Annotated in this window: 22 protein-coding genes; 13 read left to right on the top strand and 9 right to left on the bottom strand. The window is 66.7% G+C overall.

The window, feature by feature from the left end:
• Positions 1-7: 7 nt before the first annotated feature.
• Genes QFZ46_RS00760 through QFZ46_RS00740 form a run of 5 tightly spaced genes read right to left on the bottom strand, consistent with a single transcriptional unit; the run spans position 8 to position 7,038 of the window.
• Complete coding sequence (locus QFZ46_RS00760; RefSeq protein WP_307357320.1) at positions 8-439, bottom strand: GbsR/MarR family transcriptional regulator; 432 nt, start codon at positions 437-439, stop codon at positions 8-10.
• The gene (locus QFZ46_RS00755) at positions 432-1,250 is read right to left on the bottom strand and encodes an alpha/beta fold hydrolase (protein ID WP_307357318.1); all 819 of its coding nucleotides are present in this window, start codon (positions 1,248-1,250) and stop codon (positions 432-434) included. Before QFZ46_RS00755 ends, QFZ46_RS00760 begins: the two co-directional genes overlap by 8 nt.
• A 39-nt stretch (positions 1,251-1,289) precedes the next feature.
• Entirely contained in the window at positions 1,290-4,754 is a 3,465-nt protein-coding gene (locus tag QFZ46_RS00750; protein WP_307364440.1) for an error-prone DNA polymerase, read from the bottom strand.
• Positions 4,754-6,277, bottom strand: coding sequence for a DNA polymerase Y family protein (locus QFZ46_RS00745; protein WP_307357315.1), 1,524 nt, complete (start codon positions 6,275-6,277; stop codon positions 4,754-4,756). Before QFZ46_RS00745 ends, QFZ46_RS00750 begins: the two co-directional genes overlap by 1 nt.
• On the bottom strand, positions 6,274-7,038 hold the full coding sequence (locus QFZ46_RS00740) for a hypothetical protein (protein WP_307357313.1): 765 nt from the start codon (positions 7,036-7,038) through the stop codon (positions 6,274-6,276). The genes QFZ46_RS00745 and QFZ46_RS00740 overlap by 4 nt, the downstream gene beginning before the upstream one ends.
• 93 nt (positions 7,039-7,131) lie before the next feature.
• Here QFZ46_RS00740 and QFZ46_RS00735 point away from each other — a divergent pair, with 93 nt between their 5' ends.
• The 7 genes from QFZ46_RS00735 to QFZ46_RS00705 all read left to right on the top strand — a co-directional run bounded on the left by QFZ46_RS00735 (position 7,132) and on the right by QFZ46_RS00705 (position 11,893).
• Positions 7,132-7,422, top strand: coding sequence for a DUF1905 domain-containing protein (locus QFZ46_RS00735; RefSeq protein ID WP_307357312.1), 291 nt, complete (start codon positions 7,132-7,134; stop codon positions 7,420-7,422).
• Positions 7,423-7,483: 61 nt separating this feature from the next.
• Positions 7,484-7,966 carry a prepilin peptidase gene (locus QFZ46_RS00730; protein ID WP_307357310.1) on the top strand — a complete coding sequence of 161 codons (483 nt, stop codon included), beginning with the start codon at positions 7,484-7,486 and terminating at the stop codon, positions 7,964-7,966.
• 35 nt (positions 7,967-8,001) lie between these two features.
• A complete protein-coding gene (locus QFZ46_RS00725; RefSeq protein ID WP_307357308.1) occupies positions 8,002-8,217 on the top strand; it encodes a response regulator in 216 nt (71 codons plus the stop codon).
• A 40-nt stretch (positions 8,218-8,257) separates the two neighbouring features.
• Complete coding sequence (locus tag QFZ46_RS00720; RefSeq protein WP_307357306.1) at positions 8,258-8,872, top strand: CYTH domain-containing protein; 615 nt, start codon at positions 8,258-8,260, stop codon at positions 8,870-8,872.
• A 46-nt stretch (positions 8,873-8,918) separates the two neighbouring features.
• Positions 8,919-10,082: a type III polyketide synthase gene (locus QFZ46_RS00715; protein ID WP_307357304.1), complete on the top strand. Its 1,164-nt coding sequence runs from the start codon at positions 8,919-8,921 to the stop codon at positions 10,080-10,082.
• Positions 10,072-10,788 (top strand): methyltransferase domain-containing protein, encoded by a 717-nt coding sequence (locus tag QFZ46_RS00710; RefSeq protein ID WP_307357301.1) that lies wholly within the window; start codon positions 10,072-10,074, stop codon positions 10,786-10,788. The genes QFZ46_RS00715 and QFZ46_RS00710 overlap by 11 nt, the downstream gene beginning before the upstream one ends.
• Positions 10,775-11,893 (top strand): FAD-dependent oxidoreductase, encoded by a 1,119-nt coding sequence (locus QFZ46_RS00705; protein ID WP_307357299.1) that lies wholly within the window; start codon positions 10,775-10,777, stop codon positions 11,891-11,893. The genes QFZ46_RS00710 and QFZ46_RS00705 overlap by 14 nt, the downstream gene beginning before the upstream one ends.
• Before the next feature lie 90 nt (positions 11,894-11,983).
• Here the strand turns inward: QFZ46_RS00705 and lpdA are convergent, their stop codons facing one another.
• Positions 11,984-13,381: a dihydrolipoyl dehydrogenase gene (gene lpdA, locus QFZ46_RS00700; protein ID WP_307357297.1), complete on the bottom strand. Its 1,398-nt coding sequence runs from the start codon at positions 13,379-13,381 to the stop codon at positions 11,984-11,986.
• Between the two features lie 9 nt (positions 13,382-13,390).
• Complete coding sequence (locus QFZ46_RS00695) at positions 13,391-14,038, bottom strand: copper resistance CopC family protein (protein WP_307357296.1); 648 nt, start codon at positions 14,036-14,038, stop codon at positions 13,391-13,393.
• A 100-nt stretch (positions 14,039-14,138) separates the two neighbouring features.
• On the opposite strand from QFZ46_RS00695, the gene QFZ46_RS00690 reads away from it, so the two are divergent.
• From QFZ46_RS00690 to QFZ46_RS00680, 3 genes are all read left to right on the top strand, one after another.
• Entirely contained in the window at positions 14,139-14,624 is a 486-nt protein-coding gene (locus QFZ46_RS00690) for an FHA domain-containing protein (protein ID WP_307357295.1), read from the top strand.
• Entirely contained in the window at positions 14,624-15,310 is a 687-nt protein-coding gene (gene ftsR / locus QFZ46_RS00685) for a transcriptional regulator FtsR (protein ID WP_307357293.1), read from the top strand. Before QFZ46_RS00690 ends, ftsR begins: the two co-directional genes overlap by 1 nt.
• 99 nt (positions 15,311-15,409) lie before the next feature.
• Entirely contained in the window at positions 15,410-15,955 is a 546-nt protein-coding gene (locus tag QFZ46_RS00680; RefSeq protein ID WP_307357291.1) for a MerR family transcriptional regulator, read from the top strand.
• Positions 15,956-16,077: 122 nt separating this feature from the next.
• Here the strand turns inward: QFZ46_RS00680 and QFZ46_RS00675 are convergent, their stop codons facing one another.
• On the bottom strand, positions 16,078-16,890 hold the full coding sequence (locus QFZ46_RS00675; protein WP_307364437.1) for a ParA family protein: 813 nt from the start codon (positions 16,888-16,890) through the stop codon (positions 16,078-16,080).
• A gap of 93 nt (positions 16,891-16,983) precedes the next feature.
• Here QFZ46_RS00675 and QFZ46_RS00670 point away from each other — a divergent pair, with 93 nt between their 5' ends.
• From QFZ46_RS00670 to QFZ46_RS00660, 3 genes are read left to right on the top strand one after another with little or no spacing between them, the layout of a single operon-like run.
• Positions 16,984-20,391 carry a pyruvate carboxylase gene (locus QFZ46_RS00670; protein WP_307357290.1) on the top strand — a complete coding sequence of 1,136 codons (3,408 nt, stop codon included), beginning with the start codon at positions 16,984-16,986 and terminating at the stop codon, positions 20,389-20,391.
• A gap of 42 nt (positions 20,392-20,433) precedes the next feature.
• Positions 20,434-22,344: a nucleotide-binding protein gene (locus tag QFZ46_RS00665; protein WP_307357288.1), complete on the top strand. Its 1,911-nt coding sequence runs from the start codon at positions 20,434-20,436 to the stop codon at positions 22,342-22,344.
• Positions 22,344-22,835 (top strand): peptide deformylase, encoded by a 492-nt coding sequence (locus QFZ46_RS00660; protein WP_307357286.1) that lies wholly within the window; start codon positions 22,344-22,346, stop codon positions 22,833-22,835. Before QFZ46_RS00665 ends, QFZ46_RS00660 begins: the two co-directional genes overlap by 1 nt.
• A gap of 46 nt (positions 22,836-22,881) precedes the next feature.
• Here QFZ46_RS00660 and QFZ46_RS00655 read toward each other — a convergent pair whose 3' ends face one another.
• On the bottom strand, positions 22,882-24,711 hold the full coding sequence (locus QFZ46_RS00655) for an AMP-dependent synthetase/ligase (RefSeq protein WP_307357284.1): 1,830 nt from the start codon (positions 24,709-24,711) through the stop codon (positions 22,882-22,884).
• Positions 24,712-24,800: the final 89 nt, after the last annotated feature.

Below are 24,800 nucleotides of genomic sequence, written 5' to 3'. Positions count from 1 at the left end.
GGCGGGGTCAGGTGCGCTCGCGCAGCATCCGCTCCCCGGAATCGATGTACGCCTCGAAGAGGTCGGTGACATCGCGCAGGCGGGCGACAGCGTGTTCGCCCTCGACGACGTCCTCTCCGGCACGCAGAGTGCGGACGAATGCGCGGGCACGCTCGTGACTCGCTGCGAGAAGCTGCTCGAACCCGCCCGCAGCCTCGATGAGCAGTCGTCTGCTGCCCGGTTGCGGAATGGTCCGCGCCAGCCCCCACGAGACGAGTTCGCGGACGGAAGCGCTCACCGCACCCGTACTCAGTGACAACACTGCGCGGAGCTGATCCGACGACGCCGGTTCTGCACTGATGAGCAGATAGCCGTATACACGACCGGTGGCGCGGGAGAGGTTCCAGGAGGTGAGCAGGTCGCCGACCGTGTTGACGAATCGTTGACGCTCGTCATCCATGCTCTGTGCTCCTGCTCTGGGAGATCAGCGCGTTCAGGATCGCGCTGCTTACCCTGCCCGGGGCATCCAGTGGTGAGATGTGCCCTGCGGTGGGTATGACGTGTTCTGCGATGTTCTCTGCAGCCGCCCATCGCGGCATCGCCGCCGTGATGTTCCCGGTGCGATCCTCTGCGCCGCGGATGAGCGTGAGTGGCACGGGCGTCAGCGCGTCAGGATCGGGATCGACCAGCGAGAGCGTGGCGCGCCAGACGTCGAGGAACACCCGCTTCGGCATCAGTGCGAAGCATTCGCGTGCGTAGGCGACGCCGGCGGGAGTCGTCGCCGACGCCTTCGCCATGAGCTCTGGGAGTCTTGCCGCGGGGACCAGCGCGAGAAGCGGTGCGGCCAGGCGGAGCCCGAAGCGCTCCATTATCGTCAACGGCCCGGCGTTCCAGGTGGAATCGACGATGATGAGGCCGGCGGCGAGTCCGGGATGACGCTTCACGACGGTCTGCGACAGATTGCCGCCGAGGGAGTGGCCGATCAGCGTAGGGCGCTCCAGCTCCAGGTGGCCGACGAGCGAAACGAGGTCGTCGAGCGCGTCCGCTGCGCGAAAGCGGATGCCGTCATCGAGAACGGATGCGCCATGTCCGCGAAGATCCCAGCAGATGACGCGGAACCCTGCCTCCTGTGCGGCGCGCGCCTGAGCATCGAACATCGAATGGTCCACCCCCGCGCCGTGCGTGAAGACGACGCCATGACCGGTTCCGCCGCTGTCGAAGAACCGCAGATCGCAGCCGGGGCGGGGTAGCCGTCGATCTAAATTCACCATTCTCTGAAAATAGCAGTTGATGGCGAGGTGGTGACACGCTCATCGGAAGTCGCGGGATCGATGCTCGATGCCGGTGCGCAGATCCTGGAATCCGTCTGCGAGCACATTGATGACGCCCTCGGGGGAACGCTCCAGCATGCCGCGGACGATCAGCGCCGGCGAGTCTCTTGCGACTCGTCGATAGCGGTTCCAGACCCCGGTCGAACAGACCACGTTGACGAGTCCGTGCTCGTCCTCGAGGTTCAGGAACGTGACCCCGGCCGCTGTCGCAGGGCGCTGCCGGTGAGTGACGAGACCGGCGACCTCGATGCGCCGTCCGACCTCATGCTCGCGCAGCTGCGCGGCGGTGAGCACGCCCCGCTCGCCCAGTGCGGAGCGGAAGTGCGCCATCGGATGGTCATCCGTGGAGACGCCGGTGGCGGAGAGATCTGCGGCCAGCTGCTCATAGCTCGTCTGGTCGGTGAACAGCGGAGGCTGCACCGACACGGTCGTGCCGGGCAGGAAGCGGGCGCGGTCGGATGCGGCGGCGCCTGCGAGCCAGATCGCCTCGCGGCGCTTCAGCCCGAGACATTCGAAGGCGCCCGCCGTGGCCAGAGACTCCAGCTGAGCGGCTGTGGCATCCGTGCGCCGCACCAGATCGTGCAGGTCACGGTAGGGGCCGTTCGCCTCCCGCTCTGCCACGATGCGTTCCGCCATCGACTTTCCTATCCCGCGTACCTCGCTGAGGCCGAGGCGCACGGCGAAGGCGCCGTCACGACGGTGCTCTGCCGACTCATCCGGTGCATTCCTGTCGAAACGGGGCGCAGCCGGCTGCTCGTACGTGCGGCAGGAGTCCCGCCCGGTCTGAGCGGGGGAATCCGTCAGGTCTTCCAGAGACAGGGGCTCCAGGGAGTCGGTCGCCGCCGATGCGTGGAGGTCTGGCCTGCGCACCTCCACACCGTGCCGCCTGGCATCAGCGGTGAGCGTCGACGCGGAGTAGAAGCCCATCGGCTGGGAGCGCAGGAGACCGGCGAGGAAGGCGGCGGGGTAGTGCAGTTTCAGCCAGGAGCTGGCGTAGACGAGCAGCGCGAACGACAGGGAGTGCGACTCGGCGAAGCCGAAGTTCGAGAACGCCTGGATCTGCTCGTAGATGCGATCGGCCTGCTCATGAGAAAGGCCGTGCCGCGCCATGCCGGCGTACAGCTTGTCGCGGATGCTGTCGATCCGCTCCAGACCGCGCTTGGAGCCCATGGCACGACGGAGGGTGTCAGCCTCGTCGGCCGTGCAGTCGCCGATCGTCGTGGCCATCTGGATGAGCTGCTCCTGGAAGATGGGAATGCCGAGCGTGCGCTCCAACGCCGGCTTGAGGACCGGGTGCGGGTAGGGGATCTCCATCGGTGGCGTCGGAGCCTCGCCGCGGGCTGCCCGGCGACGATTCTCCTCGTCGATGCGGTCCTTCTCCATCTTGCGGCGTACGAAGGGGTGCACCGCACCGCCCTGGATCGGACCGGGGCGGATGAGGGCGATCTGGATGGCGAGATCGTAGAAGCAGCGGGGCTGCAGCCGGGGGAGCAGGCCGATCTGCGCACGCGATTCCACCTGGAACACCCCGATCGAGTCGGCGCGGCAGAGCATGTCGTAGACCGCCGGCTCCTCCTTGGGGATGGTCTCCAGCGTCCAGCTCTCCCCGGTGGTTGCGGCGATGATCTCGAAGCAGTTCTGCAGGGCGGCGAGCATCCCCAGCCCCAGCAGGTCGAACTTCACCAGTCCCATCCAGGCGGCGTCGTCCTTGTCCCACTGGATGACGGTGCGATTCTCCATCCGGGCGTGCTCGACCGGCACGACCTCTCCGACCGGGCGCGCGGTGAGCACCATTCCGCCGGAGTGGATGCCGAGGTGCCGTGGCGCTTTCAGCACATCGCTGGCGTACTCCAGCACAGTCTCGGGGATGTCATGGCCGTCCACGGGCATGAGGTCGGCACCCCAGCCGTCGACCTGACGTGACCAGGCATCCTGCTGTCCGGGGGAGTATCCCAGTGCTCTCGCCATGTCGCGCACGGCGTTCTTCGGACGGTACTGGATGACGTTCGCCACCTGCGCCGCGCGTTCACGCCCGTACTGCTCGTAGACCCACTGGATGATCTCCTCGCGTCGCCCGGAGTCGAAGTCCACATCTATGTCGGGCTCTTCGGTGCGGGTGCTGGCGAGGAACCGCTCGAACGGCAGCCCGTAGAGGATCGGGTCGACCGCGGTGATGCCGAGCAGATAGCAGACGGCGCTCGCCGCAGCAGATCCTCGCCCCTGGCAGAGGATGCCGCGACGCTTCGCCTCGGCGACGATCCCGTGCACGATCAGGAAGTAGCCGGGGAAATCCTTCTCCTCGATCACGTTCAGTTCGCGGTCGATCCTGGCTCGCCCGTCGTCGTCGAGGCGGGGATACCTGGCGGGGACGGCATCCCACACCAGCCGGCGCAGCCAGCTCATCGGGGTGTGCCCCTCCGGCACCTTCTGCCTCGGCAGATCCGGTCGTGCGCGTCGCAGCGGGAAGGCGGACTCCTCGGCGATGAGGAGGCCGTGCGAGATCGCACCGGGGTAACGCTGGAATCGCGCGGTCATCTCAGCGCCGCTGCGCAGATGCGCTGCACCGTGGGAGGGCAGCCACCCGTCCAGATCATCCATGCTGCGCACCGCGCGCACCGCGGCCATGGCCTCTGCGAGTCCGGCGCGCTCGGGAGTCGCATAGTGCACGTTGTTCGTCGCCACCACGGGGAGGCGGTGTTCGGTGGCGAGATCGGTGAGGGCGTCGTTACGGCGAGTGTCCTGCGGATCGCCGTGGTCGAAGAGTTCGACGGCGACGTTGTCCCTGCCGAACAGGTCGACGAGGCGGCGCAGCGGCGTCGCGGCATCGCCTGCCGCGAGCCCCTGGCGCACGCCGCCCTTGCGGCATCCGGTGAGGATCGTCCAGTTCCCGTCCGCGCTCGATGCCAGATCATCGAGGTCGTAGACCGGGCGCCCCTTCTCACCACCGCGCAGTTGCGCCCTGGTGATCGCTCCGGCGAGGCGATGGTACCCCTCGAGCCCGCGGGCCAGCACGAGCAGATGCTCTCCCACAGGGTCGGGGACGCCGCCCTGTGGAGCGGGGAGTCCGAGCGACAGCTCGGCGCCGAAGACGGTCTGCAGTCCGCTCTTCATCAGATCAGCGACCTCTGCGAACCTGGCGGCGCCGTAGAAGCCGTCGTGGTCGGTGATGGCGAGAGCCGTGAGTCCGAGCCGTGCCGCCTCGGCGAGCAGATCTTCGGAGGATGAGGCACCATCGAGAAAGGAGTACGACGTGTGGGCGTGCAGCTCGGCGTAGGGGACGGCGTCTTCGGGTGGGATGACCGTCGGCGGAGGCGTCGGAACCCTTCGACGGCTGATCGGCCCCGGATCCGGCCGTGGTCGAAGCTCTGCCGGCTCGGATGGCGCGCGCCCGCTGAGGGTCTGCTCGAGCTCTTTCCAGGTCAGTGGAGGATTGTGGAAGCCCATCAGCGGTACCGCCCTTCGACCCACCAGGAGTCGTCCTCCCAGAGCACCAGCCAGGCACGCTGCGACTCGTCGACGATCTGAAGGCGTTGTGCGAGGCGGGCCTGCTCCTTGTCCCAGGTGCGCTCGCGCAGCGGCCAGGGGCCCGCCCAGCTGGAAACCGCCGTCTCCTCGATCCAAGCGGGGGCGGCGGAGAGCGCGCCACGCTCGTCCACCCGCGGCGGCGTGCCATCTGCCGCGGTCAGCCGTGCGGGCAGCGGTGGATTGAATATCTCGGAAGGATACGGCGGAGGCAGGCTGCCAGGCCAGGGCAGTGCGGCATCGCGCTCCGAGGGAACCCGGTCGCCCCAGGGTTGAAGCAGCTGTCGGTCGGCGAGCCGGCGCCCGCCCACGACCACAGGGGTGACCACGCCGCGATGACCGAGCATCGCCTGCACCCGGGAGACGGCATGGTGCAGTCGCTGCTGCGGTCCCTGTCCGAAGAGGCCGGGCTGGTGATGGGCGCTGTCATCGACCCTGGTCGGCACGATCCGCACTTCGGCGATGCCTGCCGATGCGCGATCGGACTTCGCAGATGCGGGAAGGGACTCCAACTGCCAGCGCACCCGATCGACCAGGTCGCTCGCCTCGAAAGAGGTCGGGTGCATCCACACCCGCGTCGAGATCGCTCCGTCATCATCGGTCAGGTCGATCCGTACCTCGGTGCACACCTGTGAGAGCTCGGCGAGAGCCGCGGTGACGGCATCCGCTGTCTGCCGCACCGCGAACGCCACCTGATCGGCCTGTTCGAGGGGCGTCTCGAACACGACCTCGCGTGCGAGCTCCGGTTCTGGATGCTGCGGCACCAGCGGTCGGGAATCGGCGCCGGAGGCCAGCGCGTGCAACCTCGCCCCGCGCTCACCCAGCCGGTCGCGGATGTCGGTCTCGGCGAGGGCGGCGAACTCCGCAAGGGTGCGGATGCCCAGCCTTTCGAGCAGGGCGGTCACCTCTTCGTCGCCCAGCGCCTGCACGGGAAGAGGGGCGAGGAACTCCTGTGACCCGCCAGGGGTGACGATGAGTGCCGGTGCTGCCAGACGCGCGGCCTGCTCTGCAGTGAAGAGTCCATCGGCGATGGCCGCACGAGTGCCGGGATGGTCATGCTCGGCGAGAGCGTCGATGAGGCGCAGCGCTGCCTGCTCCTCTCCGCCGTAGTAGCGGGCCGCTCCTCGGGCGCGCAGCGCGGCAAGACCGGGGCGCAGCGGCTGGACGCCGGGTACGAGTTCTTCCAGCAGACGCAGCACGGGCAGGAAGGCGCGCTCGTCACGGCGAGGATCTGCGGGGATGAGGCGCAGCGAGGGGGAGCGGGTCTGCGCCAGCCGCCGGCGCTGGCCGCGCCGCACTCCCTGCGCTCGGGCGGATGCCGAGCACGCGATCACCATGTTCGCCTGCACGACGGCGACGGGTTCATCTGCGGGCGGTGCTCCGAGCGCTGCCCGCACCGGCCAGTCCGGCAGCCACAGCACGAGATGACGAGGGGGCATGCTCATCCGGCCGCCGCCCAACTGCCGGATCCGGCACTGATCGTGTGAGGTACTGGCACGGGTAGAGGCGCCACCGGGCGCAGGGGCGCCGGTGCGGCATCCACGCGTCCGAGGGAGGTAGGCATCCGCACCCGCACCCGACTGGGAGCCTCATGCCGCCGCCCCGATGCGCGCAGAGTCACGGTGCGATCGGCGAGGAGCCCCCAGCCTTCGCCAAGGCCGTGCCACTCGGTCTCCTCCACGCGGATCGTCGCCTCGCTCTGCGGCCAGGGCGCTGTGACCAGCAGTGTGCAGCCGCGATCGCGCAGGCGCGCGTTCAGCCGGGCGATGTCTGCATCGGCGACCCTGCTGCGCGGATGCACCGCGATGAGCGGGATCACCTCCGAGAGCGCAGTGGCGACCGTGAGCCAGCGCGGACCGGGATCAGGCACGAGGACGAGACGGTCCAGCTCGACGCCGAAGCCTGCCATCGCCTCGACGCCGATCGTGGGCATGCCGATGATCGCGCACCACGACCCCTTCTGCGAAGGGGCGGCGAGCAGAGCGCCCAGAAGGCTCGGTGATGGCGAGAGGGAGTATGAGGAACCGACCCGCAGACCGGGATCGGGCAGTAGCCCCTCCAGGGCTGGGTCGAGGGGGAGGAAGGGTACATCGCTGCGCCGCCGCTGCATGCGGGCGATCTCGCCGCGCAGGCGGTGCACCTCCTGTGCGCGGGAGGCGTTGCCCTCGCGGGGGAGAGCGGAGGGGGCGGAGAGTGCTGTGCCCATACATCCATCCTCGAATTTATCTACGAATAAAGCAAGTGGAACCCTCATCGTAATTCGCACATCCGACAACTGGTTCCGCGCTACCGTTGATGCATGCAGATCGAGTTCGAGAGCCCGGTCACGCGCTGGGACAAACGTGTGGAGTCGTGGTACTTCGCGACCATGCCCGAGGAGCTCTCGCTGGAGCTGCGCGAACTGCCGGCACCGAAACGGGGCTTCGGTTCGTTGCGAGTGCAGGCCAGGATCGGCGCCTCCATCTGGCGGACATCGATCTTCTTCAGCGACAACGCGTTCGTGCTGCCGCTGAAGAGGTCGATCCGCGACGCGCAGGGGATCGAAGAGGGAGACATGCTCACCATCGATCTCGACATCCTTGATCTCTGAAACTCCCGGGGTTATCCACAGGGCCAGTACACGGCACCCGCCGTTCTCATAACCTTCGGGCATGCTTTCCGCCGTGACGCCGTACGACGTGATCGTCGTGCTCGTGCACATCGGGCTGGCCGGCATCGGCGTCTGGCTGCTCGCGATCGACGCGCGCACGCACCGGCTGCCGAACCGGATCGTGCTGCCGACGCTCGCGGCGCTGCTGGCGCTGGTGGGGGTCGACGCGCTCGTGACGGGCCGCAGTGGCCCGCTGATCGGTGCCGTGATCGGGATGCTGGTGCTCGGCGGCCTCTACGCCGTGCTGCGCGCCGCCAGCAGAGGCGGCATCGGAGGGGGAGATGTGAAGCTCGCCGCACTGATCGGCCTGGTGCTGGGATGGCACGGCTGGCAGGCGCTCGCCGTCGGTGCGGCATCCGCCTTCGTCCTCGGGGCGCTTTACGCGCTCGCTCTCATGGCGTTCCGTCGGGCGAACCGGTCCACTCGGATCGCGTTCGGCCCATGGATGATCATCGGCGCTGTGCTCGGTGTCGCCGTGGCATGAGCACCGCTCGGCGTACTCAGGACTATGGTGAGCACATGGCAATCGCACGACTTCATGACGGCCCGCTCGACGGGCAGATCCTTCCGCTCGAAGACATCGAGCAGGACAGACTGATCGCACCGTACGGTGCGACCCAGGTCATCTATCGACGAGGCAGCGCTGCAGCCAACACCGGCGCGAGCGACGGGCCGACTGAGGTGGGGTTCTGGTTCGTCGAGTCCAGTGACGACATCACGCCCAGTGACGATTAAGAGCCCAGTGACGATTAAGAGCAGTGACGATTAATCAGTGATGACTGAGCCTTCACGCACGGTCGAGGTCGAGCGCAAGTACGACGTCGACGATGCGACGCCGTTGCCGGTCTGGGATGCGATTCCCGGAGTGGACGGTGTGACCTCCGGCGAGCATCGCGCTCTCGATGCGCAGTACCTCGACACGGCGGACGCCGCGCTGTCGCGCTCCGGCGTGGCGCTGCGCCGCCGCACGGGCGGGCCGGACGAGGGCTGGCACATCAAGGGTCCGCGCGAGGGTGACGGACGACTCGAACTGGGCTGGCCGTTGGGAGATTCCGATGCCGTTCCGGATGCCGTGACCACAGCGATCTCGCGATGGACGACCGAGACGCTCACCCCGCTCGCGCGCATCCGCAACGATCGTACGGCGTATCTGCTGACCGGACGGGACGGCGTAGTCGCCGAGTTCGTCGACGATCGAGTGCGCGCCACGGATCTCCGCTCCGGAACAGAGCGCGAATGGCGGGAATGGGAGATGGAGCTGGGGCCCGCAGCGCCCGCGGACGCCGCAGGACGTGATGCCTTCTTCACCGCGGTCGAAGCCGCGATCGTCGCAGCCGGTGGCCGGAACGCGGCATCCGGGTCCAAGCTCGCCCGCGCCCTGGGTTTCTGACGCAAGCCCCTTTCCCTGAAGGTGTGCACATGCTTGAGTGACACACATGACGCCTTCTCCTGTGCTGCGCTCCATCCAGACGATCGTTCCCGAGACAGTGCTGGCGCAGGAAGAGGTGCGCGACGTCTTCGCCGCGCAACCCGAGATCAGTCGCCTCGCCAAACGCATCGTCTCGGCGTCGTTCAACGGTTCGGGGATCGACACCCGGCATACGGTCCTGGAGGAGCTGTCCTTCACGGCTGACGTCATCGATCCGCAGTTCTTCGACCGTGACACGGGTCTGCTGCTCGAGCCGGGCACGAAGGCGCGCAACGAGGTCTACATCCGCGAAGCCGGGCGGTTGTTCGTCGAAGCGGCCAGGCGCGCGCTCGATGCCGACCCCGACATCACCGCTGCCGATATCACGCACGTCATCACCGTGTCATGCACGGGTTTCTACGCGCCCGGTCCCGATTACGAGATCGTCCGCGCCCTCGGGCTGCGGGACGGCGTGCGCCGCCAGCACTTCGGGTTCATGGGCTGCTACGCCTCGATGCCCGCGCTGCGTGCGGCGAGCGAGTTCTGCGCGGGCGATCCGGATGCCGTGGTGCTGGTCGTCAGCGTCGAACTCTGCACGCTGCACCTGCGCTCCACCGACGACCCGGACATGATCGTCGCGACCTCGCTGTTCGCTGACGGTGCGGCGGCGGGCATCGTCACCTCTCGTGTCTTCGATTCCGCCGTCCCCGGCCTCGCCCTTGACCGCTTCCACACCGGCATGATCCCCGAGGGCAAGAAGGACATGGCGTGGACGATCGGCGATCACGGATTCGAGATGGTCCTGTCGACGGCTGTTCCGCAGCTCATCGGCGATCACATCCACGATGCGCTCAGGCCGTTGTACGCACCGGAGGAGACACTGGCAGAGGCGTTCGAGAACGACTCGATCGGCGAGCGCATCGCACACTGGGCGATCCATCCCGGTGGACGCAGCATCGTGGATCGGGTGCAGGAGAAACTGCTCCTCTCAGATGCTCAGATGGTGCCGGCGAGGGAAGTGCTGCGGGAGTACGGCAACATGTCCAGCGCGACGGTGCTGTTCGTCCTGCGCCGGATCCTGGACGAGGGGGCGCAGAACGGGGAACGGGTGGCGGCGATGGCATTCGGTCCAGGGCTCACAGCCGAAAGCGCGCTGATGACCGTCGTCGCGCCGGGGAGCCATGAGAGCTGATCTCTCGGCTCGTGCGGTGGATGCGCGTGAGCTGATGGACGACCCGGATGCGGATCTTCGGATGCTCGAGCGCACCTACGAGCGGTTCCCCCTGATCAACGCGGTCGTCTCCCGATGGCGCGCCGTGTACCGACGGGACATCCGTCCACGGGCGCGAACGCGGGTGATCCGTGTCCTCGACGTCGGTGCCGGCGGCGGGGATGTGTCGCGGGCGCTCGCGGACTGGTCGCGCAGGGACGGATTGGCGATCGAGGTCACCGCGCTGGACGCCGACGCGAGAGCAGTGCGGTGGGCGCGCAGTCGCGGCGGCGGGGTGAAGTATCGATGCGCGTACACGAGCGAACTCGTGGATGCCGGTGAGACGTTCGACATCGTCATCTCCAATCATCTGCTGCATCATCTCAGCGGAGACGAACTGTCGTCACTGCTCCAGGATTCGGCCGCGCTCATCTCGGACGGTGGTGTCGTCCTCCATCGGGACATCGCACGCAGCCGGCTCGCCTACCGGGGCTTCGCCGCAGGGACGCTGCCGTTCGCGAGGAATCTGCTCGCCGGCTCCTTCATCCGACCCGATGGGCTCACCAGCATCCGCCGGGCATATACGCCGGCCGAACTCTCCGCAGTCATCCCCAGCGGCTGGTCGGTGCGGACCGCCCTTCCCGCGCGGCTCGAGCTGCGGTACGAGGTATCAGATGCCGGATCATGACGTCGCGATCGTGGGTGGTGGCCCCGTCGGCCTTGTGCTGGCGTGCCTGCTGGCTCAGGTCGGGGTCGATATCGCACTGTTCGAGCAGCGCGAGACTGGAGATGACCGGTCGCGGGCGATCGGGATACATCCCCCCGGACGCGCGGCTCTCGACGCGGTGGGCGTCGGAGAAGACGCCAGACGTCAGGCGCTGGAACTGCACGGCGGTGACGTGCTCTGCGACGGTCGAGTGCTCGCCTCGGTCTCCTTCACGACTCGCCAGGAGGTGCTGATCCTCCCGCAGCACCGCACGCATGCGCTGCTCGTCGAACGCCTTGCCCACTTGCAGCCGGATGCTGTGCGCCTCGGCCACGCGGTACGTGACGTGCGCGACGAGGGAGATGTCGTGCGCCTGGTGATCGAGGCCGGCGGGGTGGGCCACGAGACCACGGCATCCATCGTCGTCGGGGCGGATGGGGTGCGGAGCGGGATCCGTCGTCGCCTGGGCATCCCTTGGCGCGAACGACGCGGAAGCGGCTCCTACACGATGGCGGATGTCGCTGACGAAGGGGCGAGCACGAGAGTGCGTCTGTACTGCGAGTCCGGCGGAATCGTGGAGTCATTCCCGCTTCCGGAGGGGCGGAGACGATGGGTGGTGTCGGATCCGCTGAACCGGCTGCGCGACGGGGCCGCGTTCGCGCAGGAGATCGAGGAGCGTACCGGCGTCCGTCTTGATCGCGCGACGGAGATCGCGCCCACTCCGTTTCGCGCGCAGCAGCATCGTGCGGCGCGAGCAGCCGTCGGCCGAGCGGTGCTCCTCGGAGACGCACTGCACGAGACCAGTCCGATCGGAGGACAGGGCATGAACCTCGGCTGGAACGGTGCGCGACAGCTCGCTGTCGCGATCGAGCGGTCATTGCGCAGCGCTGCGCCCGACTTCAGCGCGTACGAGCGAGGTGCACTGCGCTCTGCCGCGCGTGCTCAGCGCCGCTCGTCGTTCTATATGACGATGGGGCACCCGCTGCACGGCTTCGGTCTGAGCGCCCGCAACACCCTGATCAGAGCTCTCGGGTCGGCACCGCTGCGCCGAAGCACCGCTGATCTGATCACCATGCGCGGTCTATGAGCGGGATCGCGATGGCGGAGGTTCCCTCATAAAGAAGGAAAACCCGGCCGAGTCGGACGGGTTTTCCTTCTTTGAAAATGTGTCTGCGTATCAGAAGTTGATCATGTGACCTGCGAGGCCATGGAAGCCCTCCTGCAGCGCTTCCGACAGCGTCGGGTGCGTGTGCACGTTGCGGGCCAGTTCCAGTGCGGTGAGGTCCCACTTCTGCGCGAGCGTCAGCTCGGGCAGAAGCTCGGAGACGTCGGGGCCGATCATGTGGGCGCCGATGAGCTCGAGGTGCTCGGCATCCGCGATCAGCTTGACGAAGCCCACGGGCTCGCCGAGACCGTGCGCCTTGCCGTTCGCCATGAACGGGAAGGTCGAGACCTTGATCTCGCGGCCTTCGTCCTTGGCCTGCTGCTCAGTGAGGCCGAACGAGGCGACCTGCGGTGAGCAGAACGTCGCGCGGGGCATCATGCGGTAATCGCCCAGCGTCTGCGTCTCGGCTCCGCCGATGGTCTCGGCCGCCACGACGCCCTGAGCCTCGGCGACGTGTGCGAGCTGCAGCTTCGCAGTGACATCGCCGATCGCGTAGATGCCGTCGACGTTCGTCTTCATGTGGTCATCGATGTCGATCGCACCGCGCTCGGTGAGCTTCACACCGGTCTTGTCGAGCCCGAAGCCCTCGACGTTCGCCGCGAAGCCGACGGACATGAGAACCTTGCCGGCCTCGATCGATGCCTGCTGGCCGTCCTTGCCGGTGTACGTCACCGTAACGGACGAGCCGTTGTCGACGACCGTCTCGACCTTGGTGGAGGTCAGGATGTCGACGCCGTAGTTCTTGTACTGCTTGGTGATCTCCTTCGACACGTCGGCATCCTCGTTGGGAAGCGCGCGGTCGAGGAACTCGATGATGGTGACCTTGACGCCGTAGTTCGTCAGGACGTAGGCGAACTCCATGCCGATGGCACCGGCGCCGACGATGACGATCGATTCCGGGAGTTCGCGGCTGAGGATCTGCTCTTCGTAGGTGACAACGTTCTCGCTGAGTTCGACGCCCGGCAGCAGACGGACCCTGGAGCCGGTCGCGATGATGACGTTGTCGAACGTGACCTCTTCGGTGGTGCCGTCCGTCTTGGCGACCGAGATGGCCTTGGGACCGGTGAAGGTGCCGCGGCCGTCGTACTCGGTCACCTTGTTCTTCTTCATCAGGAAGTGGATGCCCTTGACCCGGCCGTTGGCGACCTCGCGCGAGCGATCGAACGCCTTGCCGTAATCGATCGTGAACTCACCGGAGATGCCGAAGAAATCAGCCTTGTGGTTCAGAGTGTGGGCGAGCTCTGCGTTCTTCAGGAGAGCCTTGGAAGGGATGCAGCCGACGTTGAGGCAGACACCGCCCCAGTACTTCTCTTCGATGACCGCGGTCTTCAGACCGAGCTGTGCGCTGCGGACCGCGGCGACGTACCCGCCGGGGCCCGCGCCGAGGATGACGACGTCGAAATGTGGCATGTCTAAAGCCTATCGCTCTGCAGGGTCGTCGGAATCGGCGTGAGAGGCCGATCCGCGCCGGCTGCGCACGACCATGAACACGATGAACGCCGCGATGATCAGCACCACGGCTGCGCCGATGAGCCAGGGGATCGAGATCGAGAACCCGGAAGCCATATCCGGGTCCTCCGCAACGTTCGGCGCCGTGGGCTCCGTCGTCGCGGCCTCCGTCGGCGCGGTCGTCTCCTCTGCGGCCGGAGGCGCTTCACCTGCGGTGCCGGTGCTCACGCTGAATCCGAACTCGCCCGAGGTCGGATGACCATCGCTGGAGACGACCTTCCAGATCACGTGATAGTCGCCGGCAGGGGCCTCGGACACGAGTGGCTGAACGACCATCGCGCCATCCAGAGTCGGCTCGCCGTCGGCGACATCGTTGCCTTCGGCATCGGTCACGACGACTTCGGTGGAGCCGTCGCCGCCGATCAGCGCCGCGCTGAAAGTGAGCGTGAGCTCGGTGGGAAGCGTCTCGACGGTCGAGTCTGCGGCCGGATCAGAGTCGACGAGCGAGTCGTGGGCGGCTGCAGGCTGGGGCCAGGCGAACAACATCAGGAAGGCCAAGAGCAGTGTCGCGGCCAGCGCGATCGGGGCGGGGGAACGTCGAACTGTGAGAGTGCGCACAGTCTCAGCATAGGAAACGTCGATGTGCGGGGGCTGACTCATACAGACCCTCCCGGCGGCGGCGCGTGATCAGTTAGTGTGGTGTGAGAGGAGGGCCACCGTGACAGACAACGACAGCCGATCGGCAGGCGACGCCGCGATTCATCGCGACGGCGAGCAGAGGCACGACGCCACACAGACATTCGGACACGACTCCGATCTCTCCTTCGTGCCCTTCGGGGCAGAGCTCACCGACGTCGAGCAGGCGGCGATCGCCGCGCTTCCTGCAGGATCCGCATTACTGCTGGTCCGCTCGGGCGCATTGGCCGGCGCCCGCTATCTGCTGGACACCGATGTCACGACGATCGGACGCCATCCAGAAGCCGACATCTTCTTCGACGATGTCACCGTCTCGCGTCGTCACGCCGAGATCACCCGCTCCGGTACCGCCTTCGAGATCACCGACCAGCGCTCACTCAACGGAACGTATGTCAACGGTGAGCGGGTCGATCGCAGCACGCTGGCGAACGGCTTCGAACTGCGAGTCGGCAAGTTCCGGCTGAACTTCTTCGCCTCGACCGCAGATCTCTCGGCGGCGAACGACTGATGGTGGCGCTTCACGCCCGCGATCGCTCTGCGTCCGCGGGTCTTCTGAGTATCGGTCAGGTACTCGCCCGCCTCACTCCTGAATTCCCCGATCTCACCTCCAGCAAGCTGCGCTTCCTCGAAGTGCAGGGGATCGTCAGCCCATCGCGCACCGATTCGGGCTATCGCAAGTTCTCGCAGGCCGACATCGACCGTCTGCGCCTCGGGCTCACATTGCAGCGCGATCACTATCTGCCGCTGAGCGTGATCCGCGAGCAGCTGGACGAAGCCGAGGTGAACGGCGAGGCAGCGACGGCTTTTCCGCCGCCGTCCATTGCGCCGGCTCCTCGGCGTTATCGGCGTGACGAGCTCCTCTCTGCGGCCGGCGCCGGCCCTCAGATCCTGAACGACGCCATCAGCACCGGCATCATCGCTGCTGCTGAGAGCTATCCGGAGACGACGGTCACGCTGTTGCGCGGCCTCGTCGCGCTCGATCGTCACGGCATCGAACCGCGGCACCTTCGCACCCTGCGCCAGAGCGCGGAACGCGAGGTCTCACTGATCGAATCGGCGATGTCGGCACTCCTTCGTCGAACGGATGCCACGTCGAGGGGAAAAGCGCGCGAGATGGCGCCGGAACTTGCCACGAAGATCGACGAGGTGCGCTCGCTCTTCGTCAAAGAAGCGCTCACCAGAGTGCTTTCGTAACGAACTGGTTGCGACACACCTTCGCCGCTGCACGGATGTCATTGCCCGTGCCGGGGCACTGCTCTAGCGTGGAGTTAAATGCTTCAGGGAGGATTTCATATGAATGCGGATGAGCGAGCAGGCGACCCGCACTTCGTGACGGAACTCCTCTTCACGGACGGTCTGCCTGCGATGGACGACGAGGTCGGCTACCGCGGTGCGGTGGCCGCTCGCGCCGCGGGGATCACATACCGACAGCTCGATTACTGGGCCCGCACCGAGCTGGTCGAACCTACTGTCCGCGGTGCCAGTGGATCCGGCTCGCAGCGTCTCTACGGGTTCCGTGACATCCTCGTGCTCAAGCTCGTCAAGCGACTGCTCGACACCGGGATCTCGTTGCAGCAGATCCGCACCGCTGTCGATCAGCTTCGTGCCTCCGGCATCCGCGATCTGGCGGGAACCACACTCATGAGTGACGGAGCATCCGTCTACCTGTGCACGTCGAACGATGAGGTCATCGACCTCGTCAGCCGTGGCCAGGGCGTCTTCGGCATCGCCGTCGGCAAGGTCCTGCGCGAAGTCGAGTCGACGCTCGTCGAATTCGACCCCACCTCGCCCGACCCGGTCGATGAACTCGGTGCACGTCGCGCCAGGCGTACCGCCTGACGGTGCACGTCGCGTCAGGCGTAGCGCCTGACGGCCCACATCGCGCCAGGCGTACCGCGCCTGACCTCGGCCACTAAAAAACGCGCTCAGCGATGCTGGGCGCGTTCTTCGTATGAGCCGGATCAGGCTTGGGCGCCGCTCTCGGGGACGGGGACGCGACCAGTGCGGACGATCCGGTCCAGCAGCAGGTCGAAGTCGGCGGCGAGCTCCTGAGCGGAGTCTCCTGGCCAGATGTGCAGCGGCTTGGCCGCGCCCTGTGCCTGCTGCAGCGACGTGCGTTCAGGCAGCTGAGGGGAGAGCACCAGCGGGCCGAACATGTCGCGCAGCTCCTTGATGCGGAACTGGTGCTCGATCGACTGCGGGCGCACGCGGTTCACGACGATGCCGAGCGGCTGAAGACGGGGGGAGAGGCCGCGGCGGATCTCCTCGATCGCGCGCAATGCGCGGTCGGCGGCAGCCACGGAGAACAATCCGGGCTCGGTGACGACGATGACGCGATCGCTCGCGGCCCAGGCCGTGCGGGTGAGGGCGTTCAACGAGGGTGCGCAGTCGACCAGAACGAGGTCGTAGTCGCTCTCGACTGCAGCCAGTGCCTCTTCGAGCTTCCAGACGTCGCGCACGCTGGGGTGCGGGCCGTCGAAGTTGATGGCCGAAGGGCTGCCGATGAGCACGTCGATCGTGCCGGGGTGCACCTTCGCCCAGCCGCTGGATGTGATCGCCTGACGGACGACCTTCTCCTTCGGGTTCGCCAGGACGTCGGCGATATTGAGCCGGCCGGCCACCTGGATGTCCATCCCTGTGGACACATCGGATTGCGGATCGAGGTCGACGACGAGGGTCCGGACGCCTCGGGCGAAGGCCGCTGAGGCCAGTCCGAGAGTCACGGTCGTCTTGCCGACGCCTCCCTTGAGAGAGCTGACGCTGAGTACGTGCACGGACACCACGTTACCTTCCCCTAGGCTTGGAGAACACTCAGCCCCGCCCCGTGAGCGTCGAAAACGGCGTACAACGAGTCATCAGAGGTGTGCATGTTCCAGAAGATCCTTGTGGCCAACCGCGGTGAGATCGCGATCCGTGCGTTCAGAGCCGCTTTCGAAGTCGGAGCGCGCACAGTCGCGGTGTTCCCCTACGAGGACCGGGGTTCTCAGCATCGGCTCAAGGCCGATGAGGCATACGAGATCGGCGAGCGCGGCCACCCGGTGCGCGCCTACCTCGACGTCGACGAGATCATCCGCGTGGCACTCGAATCCGGGGCCGACGCGATCTACCCCGGTTACGGCTTCCTCTCCGAGAATCCTGAGCTTGCAGAGAAGGCAGCGGCGAACGGAATCGTCTTCGTCGGCCCGCCGTCGAAGGTACTCGAGATGGCCGGCAACAAGGTCGAGGCGAAGCATCACGCGATCGAGGCCGGCGTTCCCGTGCTGCGATCCACAGAAGCCTCGTCCGACGTCGATGCGCTCGTCGCCCAGGCCGATGACATCGGCTTCCCGCTGTTCGCGAAGGCCGTCGCCGGCGGCGGAGGCCGCGGCATGCGCCGTGTCGAGACCAAGGGCGAACTCGCTCCTGCTCTTGCCGAGGCCATGCGCGAAGCCGAGAGCGCCTTCGGCGACGCCCGGATGTTCCTCGAGCAGGCGGTCGTTCGGCCTCGTCACATCGAGGTCCAGATCCTCGCCGACAAGACCGGTGAGACCGTGCACCTGTTCGAGCGGGACTGCTCTGTTCAGCGTCGGCATCAGAAGGTCGTGGAGATCGCGCCGGCTCCGAACCTCGATGACAGCATCCGCGAGGCCCTGCACGGATATGCGATCGCGTTCGCCCGTTCGATCGGCTATGAGAACGCAGGCACCGTGGAGTTCCTGCTCGAGACGGCGGGGGAGCGCACCGGTGAAGTCGTCTTCATCGAAATGAACCCGCGCATCCAGGTGGAGCACACCGTGACCGAGGAAGTCACCGACGTCGACCTCGTGCAGTCGCAGATGCGCATCGCCGCCGGAGAGACACTCGCCGAACTCGGACTGCAGCAGGGCGACATCCGTCTGCGCGGCGCGGCACTGCAGTGCCGAATCACGACCGAGGATCCGACGCAGGGGTTCCGTCCGGACACGGGCAAGATCACCACATACCGCTCGCCCGGCGGCGCCGGCATCCGCCTCGATGGTGGCACGGTGCACCAGGGCGCGCAGATCAGCCCTCATTTCGACTCGATGCTCTCCAAGCTCACCTGTCGAGGGCGTGACTTCGAGGCTGCCGTCGGCCGCGCGCGCCGTGCGCTGGCGGAGTTCCGCATTCGCGGCGTCTCCACGAACATCCCGTTCCTTCAGGCGCTGCTCGAGGACGAGGCGTTCATCGCCGGCGACGTCAGCACGTCGTTCATCGATGAGCGTCCGGATCTGCTGCGCGGTCGGGTCTCGAAGGACCGCGGCACGCGACTGCTGAACTGGCTGGTCGATGTCACCGTCAACAAGCCGAACGGTGCACACCCCGGTGTCGCCGACCCGGTGTCCAAGCTGCCGAGCATCGACTTGAGTGCCGAGCCGATCCCGGGTTCGCGTCAGCGTCTGCTCGAGCTGGGGCCCGATGGGTTCGCCATGAGCCTGCGCGAGCAGAGCGCATTGGCCATCACGGACACCACGTTCCGCGATGCGCACCAGTCCCTGCTGGCCACACGAGTGCGCACGCGTGACCTCGTGGCCGCTGCCCCGTATCTCGCGCAGCTCACCCCAGGGCTGCTGTCGGTCGAGGCATGGGGAGGAGCGACCTACGACGTCGCGCTGCGATTCCTCGGTGAAGACCCGTGGGAACGACTCGACAAGCTGCGCGCGGCCCTGCCGAACATCAATATCCAGATGCTGCTGCGCGGGCGCAACACGGTCGGATACACGCCGTACCCGACCGCGGTCACCGAGGCCTTCGTGGCCGAGGCCGCGGCAAGCGGTGTCGACATCTTCCGCATCTTCGACGCCCTCAACGACGTCTCTCAGATGCGTCCGGCGATCGATGCCGTACGTGCCACCGGCACTTCGATCGCCGAGGTCGCGCTGTGCTACACGGGGGATCTGCTGAACCCGGCCGAGGACCTGTACACGCTGGACTACTACCTCGGTCTCGCCGAGCAGATCGTGGATGCCGGGGCGCATGTGCTCGCCATCAAGGACATGGCAGGACTGCTGCGGCCCGCGGCGGCTGCGAAGCTCGTCACGGCGCTGCGCGAGCGTTTCGACCTACCGGTGCACCTGCACACGCACGACACCCCCGGTGGCCAGCTCGCCACCCTGCTCGCGGCCAGCAACGCAGGCGTCGACGCGGTGGATGCGGCTTCCGCACCGCTGTCCGGTACGACGAGCCAGCCTTCGTTGTCGTCGCTCGTGGCGGCGCTGGCGCACACCGATCGCGACAGCGGAATCGACCTGGACGCGGTCTCGGATCTCGAGCCCTACTGGGAGGCGGTGCGCAACCAGTACGCGCCGTTCGAGTCCGGCCTGCCCGGTCCCACCGGTCGCGTGTACCACCACGAGATCCCGGGCGGGCAGCTGTCGAACCTGCGCCAGCAGGCCAAGGCCCTGGGACTCGCGGATGACTTCGAACTCATCGAGGACATGTACGCCGCCGCCGACCGCATCCTCGGCCGTGTCCCCAAGGTGACGCCGTCATCGAAGGTCGTCGGCGATCTCGCCCTGCACCTCGCTGCGGTGCGTGCGGATCCTGCCGACTTCGAGGCGAACCCCGAGAAGTACGATGTGCCGGACTCCGTCGTCGGATTCATGGCGGGCGAGCTGGGCGACCTCCCAGGAGGATGGCCCGAACCGTTCCGCACCAAGGTGCTCGCCGGGCGCGAAGTGCGCACCGGTCTCACCGAGCTCTCCGCTGACGACGAAAGGGCGCTTGCCGGTTCCAGCCTGGAACGTCGACAGCGGCTGAACGAACTGCTGTTCCCCGCGCCGACGCGCGAATTCGCACAGCAGCGCGAGGTGTTCGGAGACCTCTCGGTCCTCGACACGAGCGACTACCTTTACGGTCTCGTGCAGGGACAGGAGCATCTCGTGGAGATCGACCGCGGCGTGCAGCTGTACGTCGGGCTCGAAGCCATCGGCGAAGCGGATGATCGCGGCATGCGCACCGTCATGACGACGCTGAACGGGCAGCTGCGCCCGGTGTTCGTGCGGGATCGATCGATCTCGGTCGATGCGCACGAAGTCGAGAAGGCCGATACCTCCAAGCCCGGTCAGGTGGCAGCGCCGTTCTCGGGTGTGGTCTCGCTGAAGGTCGAGGTCGGCGACGCAGTGCGTGCCGGCGAGCCCGTCGCATCCATCGAGGCCATGAAGATGGAAGCGGCCATCACCGCTCCCGTGGACGGCATCGTCGAACGGCTTGCGATCGGTGTCACTCAGCAGGTGGATGCTGGAGACCTTTTGGTCGTCATACGTCCTGCCCAGTAACCTTGGGCGGGCGACACGCTCGCACAAGCTTGGAGTGACACAGTGACACCGAAGAATGAATCAGACTCCGCGGAGGACGACAGCCGCGGCATCCTCGACGAGGCAGCCTCGTTGGACACCACGGGTATCGGCATCCTCGGACAGACGGCGCAGGTGAGCGTTGCGCTTCCCCAGGACGAGGACGATGACCTCGTGGACGACGCAGTGGTGGACGGTGAGATCCTCTCGGAGCTCATCGTCGACCCGCCGCTCGACGTCGCAGCGGTAGCGGCGACTGACGTGAATGTCGGTCGGATCCATGACGACAGGATCGGCATCGTCATCGAGCTGCCGGCGGAGGAATCCGCCGGCAAGTTGTCCGCAGACCAGCTGGACGCGCCAGGCGAAATGATCGTGGAGGGCATCGTCGAGCCCGAGCCCGCATCGGATTCGGAGCCCGCGGGCGAGCCCGAGGTGGCGACCGGTGATTCGACGAGTGCGACCTCGGATGAAGGTACTTCCGCCGTGACTGCTGACGTGATCGTGGACCCTGTCATCATCGCCGCGGCGAATCCTGCAGGGCCCGAATCGAAGGTCAAGCCGAAGCCCAAGAAGAAGCCGCGCGCTCAAACCGCGACCTCCGGTACGTCCGGTGCTGCGCCCGAGCCGAAGCCTGAACCGGCGCGTGTACAGACGCCAGAGCCCGAACCGGCTCCCGAATCAGCGGTCGAGCCAGAGCAGGCGTCCGACGCCGAGCCGCCATCCCGTGAGCCCGCACGGCGTGGGGAGAGCGCCACGACGGCGTGGATCGCCGCCGCATTGAAGCAGGATGCCACAGCATCGCCGACGCCGGTGCCCACGGCATCCGTTCCGGCAGAGAAAGCGAAGAACGAGACTGTGAAGAATTCCGAAGAGGCTCCGAAGTCGGTCGATAAGCCGGCGGCGACGGCGATCACGCAGCGACCGGCCGTCTCCCGACCCGAGGTCGCCCTGACCTCGAAGCGGCTCGGCGACCAGCTGGGGCAGTCGACGCGCGAGTCCGCCGATCTCTTGACGGCTGACCGGCTGCTCGATCCCCACCAGGTCACGAAGCCGGAGCCGGAGGGTGCGTGGAGTCATTTCCTGTACGCGGCCTCAGGGCGGCGCATCAACATCGGCGACGGCAAGCGCGCTCGTGCTCGCAAGGCACTCACCGCACGGATCTCCGCACCGCTCGCGGGCGGCGCGCGTTTCGTGCCGGTGCTGTCGCGCAAGGGCGGCGTCGGAAAGACGACCATCACGGCGCTGCTCGGCATGGCGCTGGCGGATGCCCGTGATGACCGCGTGATCGCGGTGGATGCCAACCCCGACCGAGGTACGCTGGCCGACCGCATCGTTCGCACGCACAACAAGTCTGTGCGCGACCTCGTGCGCATCCATGACGAGGTGAAGGGGTATCACGACGTCTCGTCGATCGTCGTGCGGGATGCCACGCGGCTCGACGTGCTCGCCTCTGACGCGGATCCTCGTATCGCCGAAGCATTCAGCGACGACGATTACCGGGACGTCGCGGATGTCGCGGCGCACTACTACTCTCTCGTTCTGACCGACACCGGCACCGGCATCGTGCACTCCGTCATGGGAGCCACCCTCGACCTCGCCGACCAGCTCATCATCGTCTCCGGGCTCAGTGTCGATGAGGCACGCCTCGCGTCCGAGACCCTGACCTGGCTGGAGACGAACGGCTATGCAGAGCTGGCACGGCGCTCGATCGTGGTCCTCAACCAATCGACGCCGGGCAGCCCGCTCGTCCGGCTGAACGAGCTGGAGGCTCACTTCGCCACACGTGCGAAGAGCGTGGTTCGCATGCCGTACGACTCGCAGATCGCCGGCGGTGGAGCGATCGTGTTCGCCAACCTGCAGCCTGAGACGCGACAGGCGGCTCGCGAGCTGGCCGCATCCCTCGTCGAGGGTCTTCGCGCGAGCGCCGCCTGATGACTGCTCGCGAGATCAGGGTCTTCGGTGACCCCGTACTGCGAACCGTGTGCGCACCGATCGGTGAGATCGACGACGGAGTACGAGCGCTCGTCGCCGACCTCATCGACAGTGTCGAGCTGCCCGGCCGCGCCGGTGTCGCCGCGCCGCAGATCGGCGTGGCAGCGCGAGCCTTCAGCTACAACATCGATGGCGACGTCGGCTATGTGCTCAACCCGGTGCTGACCGAGGTGCGCGGTGAGCCGGTGCCAACGGGAGAAGGATGCCTCTCGGTGCCGGGCCTCTGGCATGACGCTCTCCGCCACCCCTGGGCGCGCGTCGAGGGCATCGACCTCGACGGCAATCCGCTGGTGCTCGAGGGAGAGGGCTTGCTCGCTCAGGCTCTCCAGCACGAGACGGACCACCTCGACGGCACGCTCTATCTCACCCGGCTCTCGCCGGAGGATCGCAAGATCGCCATGCGCGAGGTGCGCGAGAGCGACTGGTTCTGAATGAGAAATGGCCCCGCCGAGGCGGGGCCATTTCTCGTGTGACTGCTCAGCCGCCGATCGCGACGTTGGTCGTGTTGACCGGCTCGTCATAGATCGCCGCGACCTCGTCGGCGAAGTCCGCCATGATCACGTTGCGCTTGATCGACATCTTCGGCGTGAGGTGTCCGCTGTCCTCGGTCCACTCGGTCTCGAGGATCGTGAACTTCCGGATCGATTCAGCACGCGACACATTGCTGTTCGCGATGTCCACGGCCTTCTGCACTTCTGCGCGGACGGCTTCGTTCTTCGAAGCCTCAGCCAGAGTCATTCCGGTCGAGAGGCCGTTGTTGCCGAGCCATGTCGGCAACATCTCGGAGTCCAGGGTGATCAGCGCAGAGATGAACGGCTTCTGGTCGCCGACGACCACGACCTGACCGACGATCGGGTTGGCGCGGATCGGATCCTCGAGTGCAGCCGGTGCGACGTTCTTGCCGCCCGCCGTGACGATGATCTCCTTCTTGCGGCCGGTGACGGTGAGGAATCCCTCCGAGTCGAAGCTGCCGATGTCACCGGTACGGAACCAGCCGTCGTGGAACGCCTCGGCGGTGGCTTCCGGATTGTTCCAATACTCCTTGAAGACGTTGATGCCCTTGACTTCGATCTCGCCGTCATCGGCGAGCCGCACCCCGACGCCGGGGAGCGCGGGGCCGACGGTTCCGATCTTCGACTTGTCGGCGAGGTTCACCGTTGCAGGCGCTGTCGTCTCGGTGAGTCCGTAGCCTTCCAGGATCACGACGCCGAGGCTGTGGAAGAAGTGTCCGAGGCGCGGCCCGAGAGGAGCAGAGCCGGAGACGGCATAGACGATGTTTCCACCCATGGCCGCGCGGAGTTTGCTGTAGACCAGCTTGTCGAACAGCGCGAACTTGATCCTGAGCCCGAGCGGAATCTTCTTGCCCTCTTCGAGCAGGCGGGAGTGCTCGACCGCGGCAGCGGCGGCGGCCCGGAAGATCTTGCCTTTGCCGCCGGCCTCGGCCTTCTGCTCCGCCGAGTTGTAGACCTTCTCGAAAACGCGAGGCACCGCGAGGAGGAAGGTCGGTTTGAACGAGCCCAAGGCAGGCAGCAGCTGCTTCGTGTCGGGCTGATGTCCCGTGCGCACGCCGGCGTGGATGTTGAGGTGCGAGATGAACCGCGCGAAGATGTGCGCCGTGGTGATGAACAGCAGCGTTGAGGCTCCCGGCGTCTCCACGACGGCATTGAGCGACTTTGCGGAGTTGCGGCAGAGTTCGACGAAGTTGCTGTGCGTCAGCACACAGCCCTTGGGGCGACCGGTCGAACCGGAGGTGTAGATGAGGGTGGCGATGTCGGATCCGACAGCGATGTTGCGACGACGCTCGATCTCGGCATCCTCGATCGCGACCCCGGCAGCGGTGAGTGAGTCTATGGCTCCGACGTGCAGCTGCCAGACCTCGCGGATCAGCGGAAGGTCGCCTCGGACCTCGTCGAACTTGGCGAAGTGACTGGCCGATTCGACGATGAGCGCAGTCGCTCCGGAGTCTTCGAGGATCCATTGGATCTGCGAGGGGGAGCTGGTCTCGTAGATCGGCACCATGACGGCCCCGGCATAGAACAGCGCGAAGTCGACCAACGTCCACTCATACGTGGTTCGCGCGAGGAATCCGACCTTCTCACCTGGCTGGATCCCCACAGCCACGAAGCCTTTGGCCAGGGCGATCACGGCGGTCTGGAAGTCGGCGGCACTGATGTCACTCCACCCGTCACCGTTGGGCACCGAGAACAGTGCCCGGTCGGGAGTGGCTTCGACGCGCTTGGCAAGCAGGTCGGTGATGTTCGCATCGGGATCAGCAGGGACGATCGCGGGAACTTCGAATTGAACCACGGCAACTCCTTCGGTACCGGTCGGGCACGGGTTTTCCATGAGTCTAGGGCACAACAGCTCCCGAAACTGGGCAATTCTGGAATTGGGTC

Origin of the sequence: Microbacterium murale, from assembly GCF_030815955.1 — a bacterium.
Taxonomy (GTDB): domain Bacteria; phylum Actinomycetota; class Actinomycetes; order Actinomycetales; family Microbacteriaceae; genus Microbacterium; species Microbacterium murale_A.
The sequence above is the reverse complement of the archived record's forward strand: the minus strand, read 5'-3'. Positions and strand labels throughout refer to the sequence as shown.

Bases quoted from the DNA above. Each gene is read 5' to 3' on its own strand.
- QFZ46_RS00760 (WP_307357320.1), bottom strand. From the start codon at position 439: ATGGATGACGAGCGTCAACGATTCGTCAACACGGTCGGCGACCTGCTC.
- QFZ46_RS00755 (WP_307357318.1), bottom strand. From the start codon at position 1,250: ATGGTGAATTTAGATCGACGGCTACCCCGCCCCGGCTGCGATCTGCGG.
- QFZ46_RS00750 (WP_307364440.1), bottom strand. From the start codon at position 4,754: ATGGGCTTCCACAATCCTCCACTGACCTGGAAAGAGCTCGAGCAGACC.
- QFZ46_RS00745 (WP_307357315.1), bottom strand. From the start codon at position 6,277: ATGAGCATGCCCCCTCGTCATCTCGTGCTGTGGCTGCCGGACTGGCCG.
- QFZ46_RS00740 (WP_307357313.1), bottom strand. From the start codon at position 7,038: ATGGGCACAGCACTCTCCGCCCCCTCCGCTCTCCCCCGCGAGGGCAAC.
- QFZ46_RS00735 (WP_307357312.1), top strand. From the start codon at position 7,132: ATGCAGATCGAGTTCGAGAGCCCGGTCACGCGCTGGGACAAACGTGTG.
- QFZ46_RS00730 (WP_307357310.1), top strand. From the start codon at position 7,484: ATGCTTTCCGCCGTGACGCCGTACGACGTGATCGTCGTGCTCGTGCAC.
- QFZ46_RS00725 (WP_307357308.1), top strand. From the start codon at position 8,002: ATGGCAATCGCACGACTTCATGACGGCCCGCTCGACGGGCAGATCCTT.
- QFZ46_RS00720 (WP_307357306.1), top strand. From the start codon at position 8,258: ATGACTGAGCCTTCACGCACGGTCGAGGTCGAGCGCAAGTACGACGTC.
- QFZ46_RS00715 (WP_307357304.1), top strand. From the start codon at position 8,919: ATGACGCCTTCTCCTGTGCTGCGCTCCATCCAGACGATCGTTCCCGAG.
- QFZ46_RS00710 (WP_307357301.1), top strand. From the start codon at position 10,072: ATGAGAGCTGATCTCTCGGCTCGTGCGGTGGATGCGCGTGAGCTGATG.
- QFZ46_RS00705 (WP_307357299.1), top strand. From the start codon at position 10,775: ATGCCGGATCATGACGTCGCGATCGTGGGTGGTGGCCCCGTCGGCCTT.
- lpdA (WP_307357297.1), bottom strand. From the start codon at position 13,381: ATGCCACATTTCGACGTCGTCATCCTCGGCGCGGGCCCCGGCGGGTAC.
- ftsR (WP_307357293.1), top strand. From the start codon at position 14,624: ATGGTGGCGCTTCACGCCCGCGATCGCTCTGCGTCCGCGGGTCTTCTG.
- QFZ46_RS00680 (WP_307357291.1), top strand. From the start codon at position 15,410: ATGAATGCGGATGAGCGAGCAGGCGACCCGCACTTCGTGACGGAACTC.
- QFZ46_RS00670 (WP_307357290.1), top strand. From the start codon at position 16,984: ATGTTCCAGAAGATCCTTGTGGCCAACCGCGGTGAGATCGCGATCCGT.
- QFZ46_RS00660 (WP_307357286.1), top strand. From the start codon at position 22,344: ATGACTGCTCGCGAGATCAGGGTCTTCGGTGACCCCGTACTGCGAACC.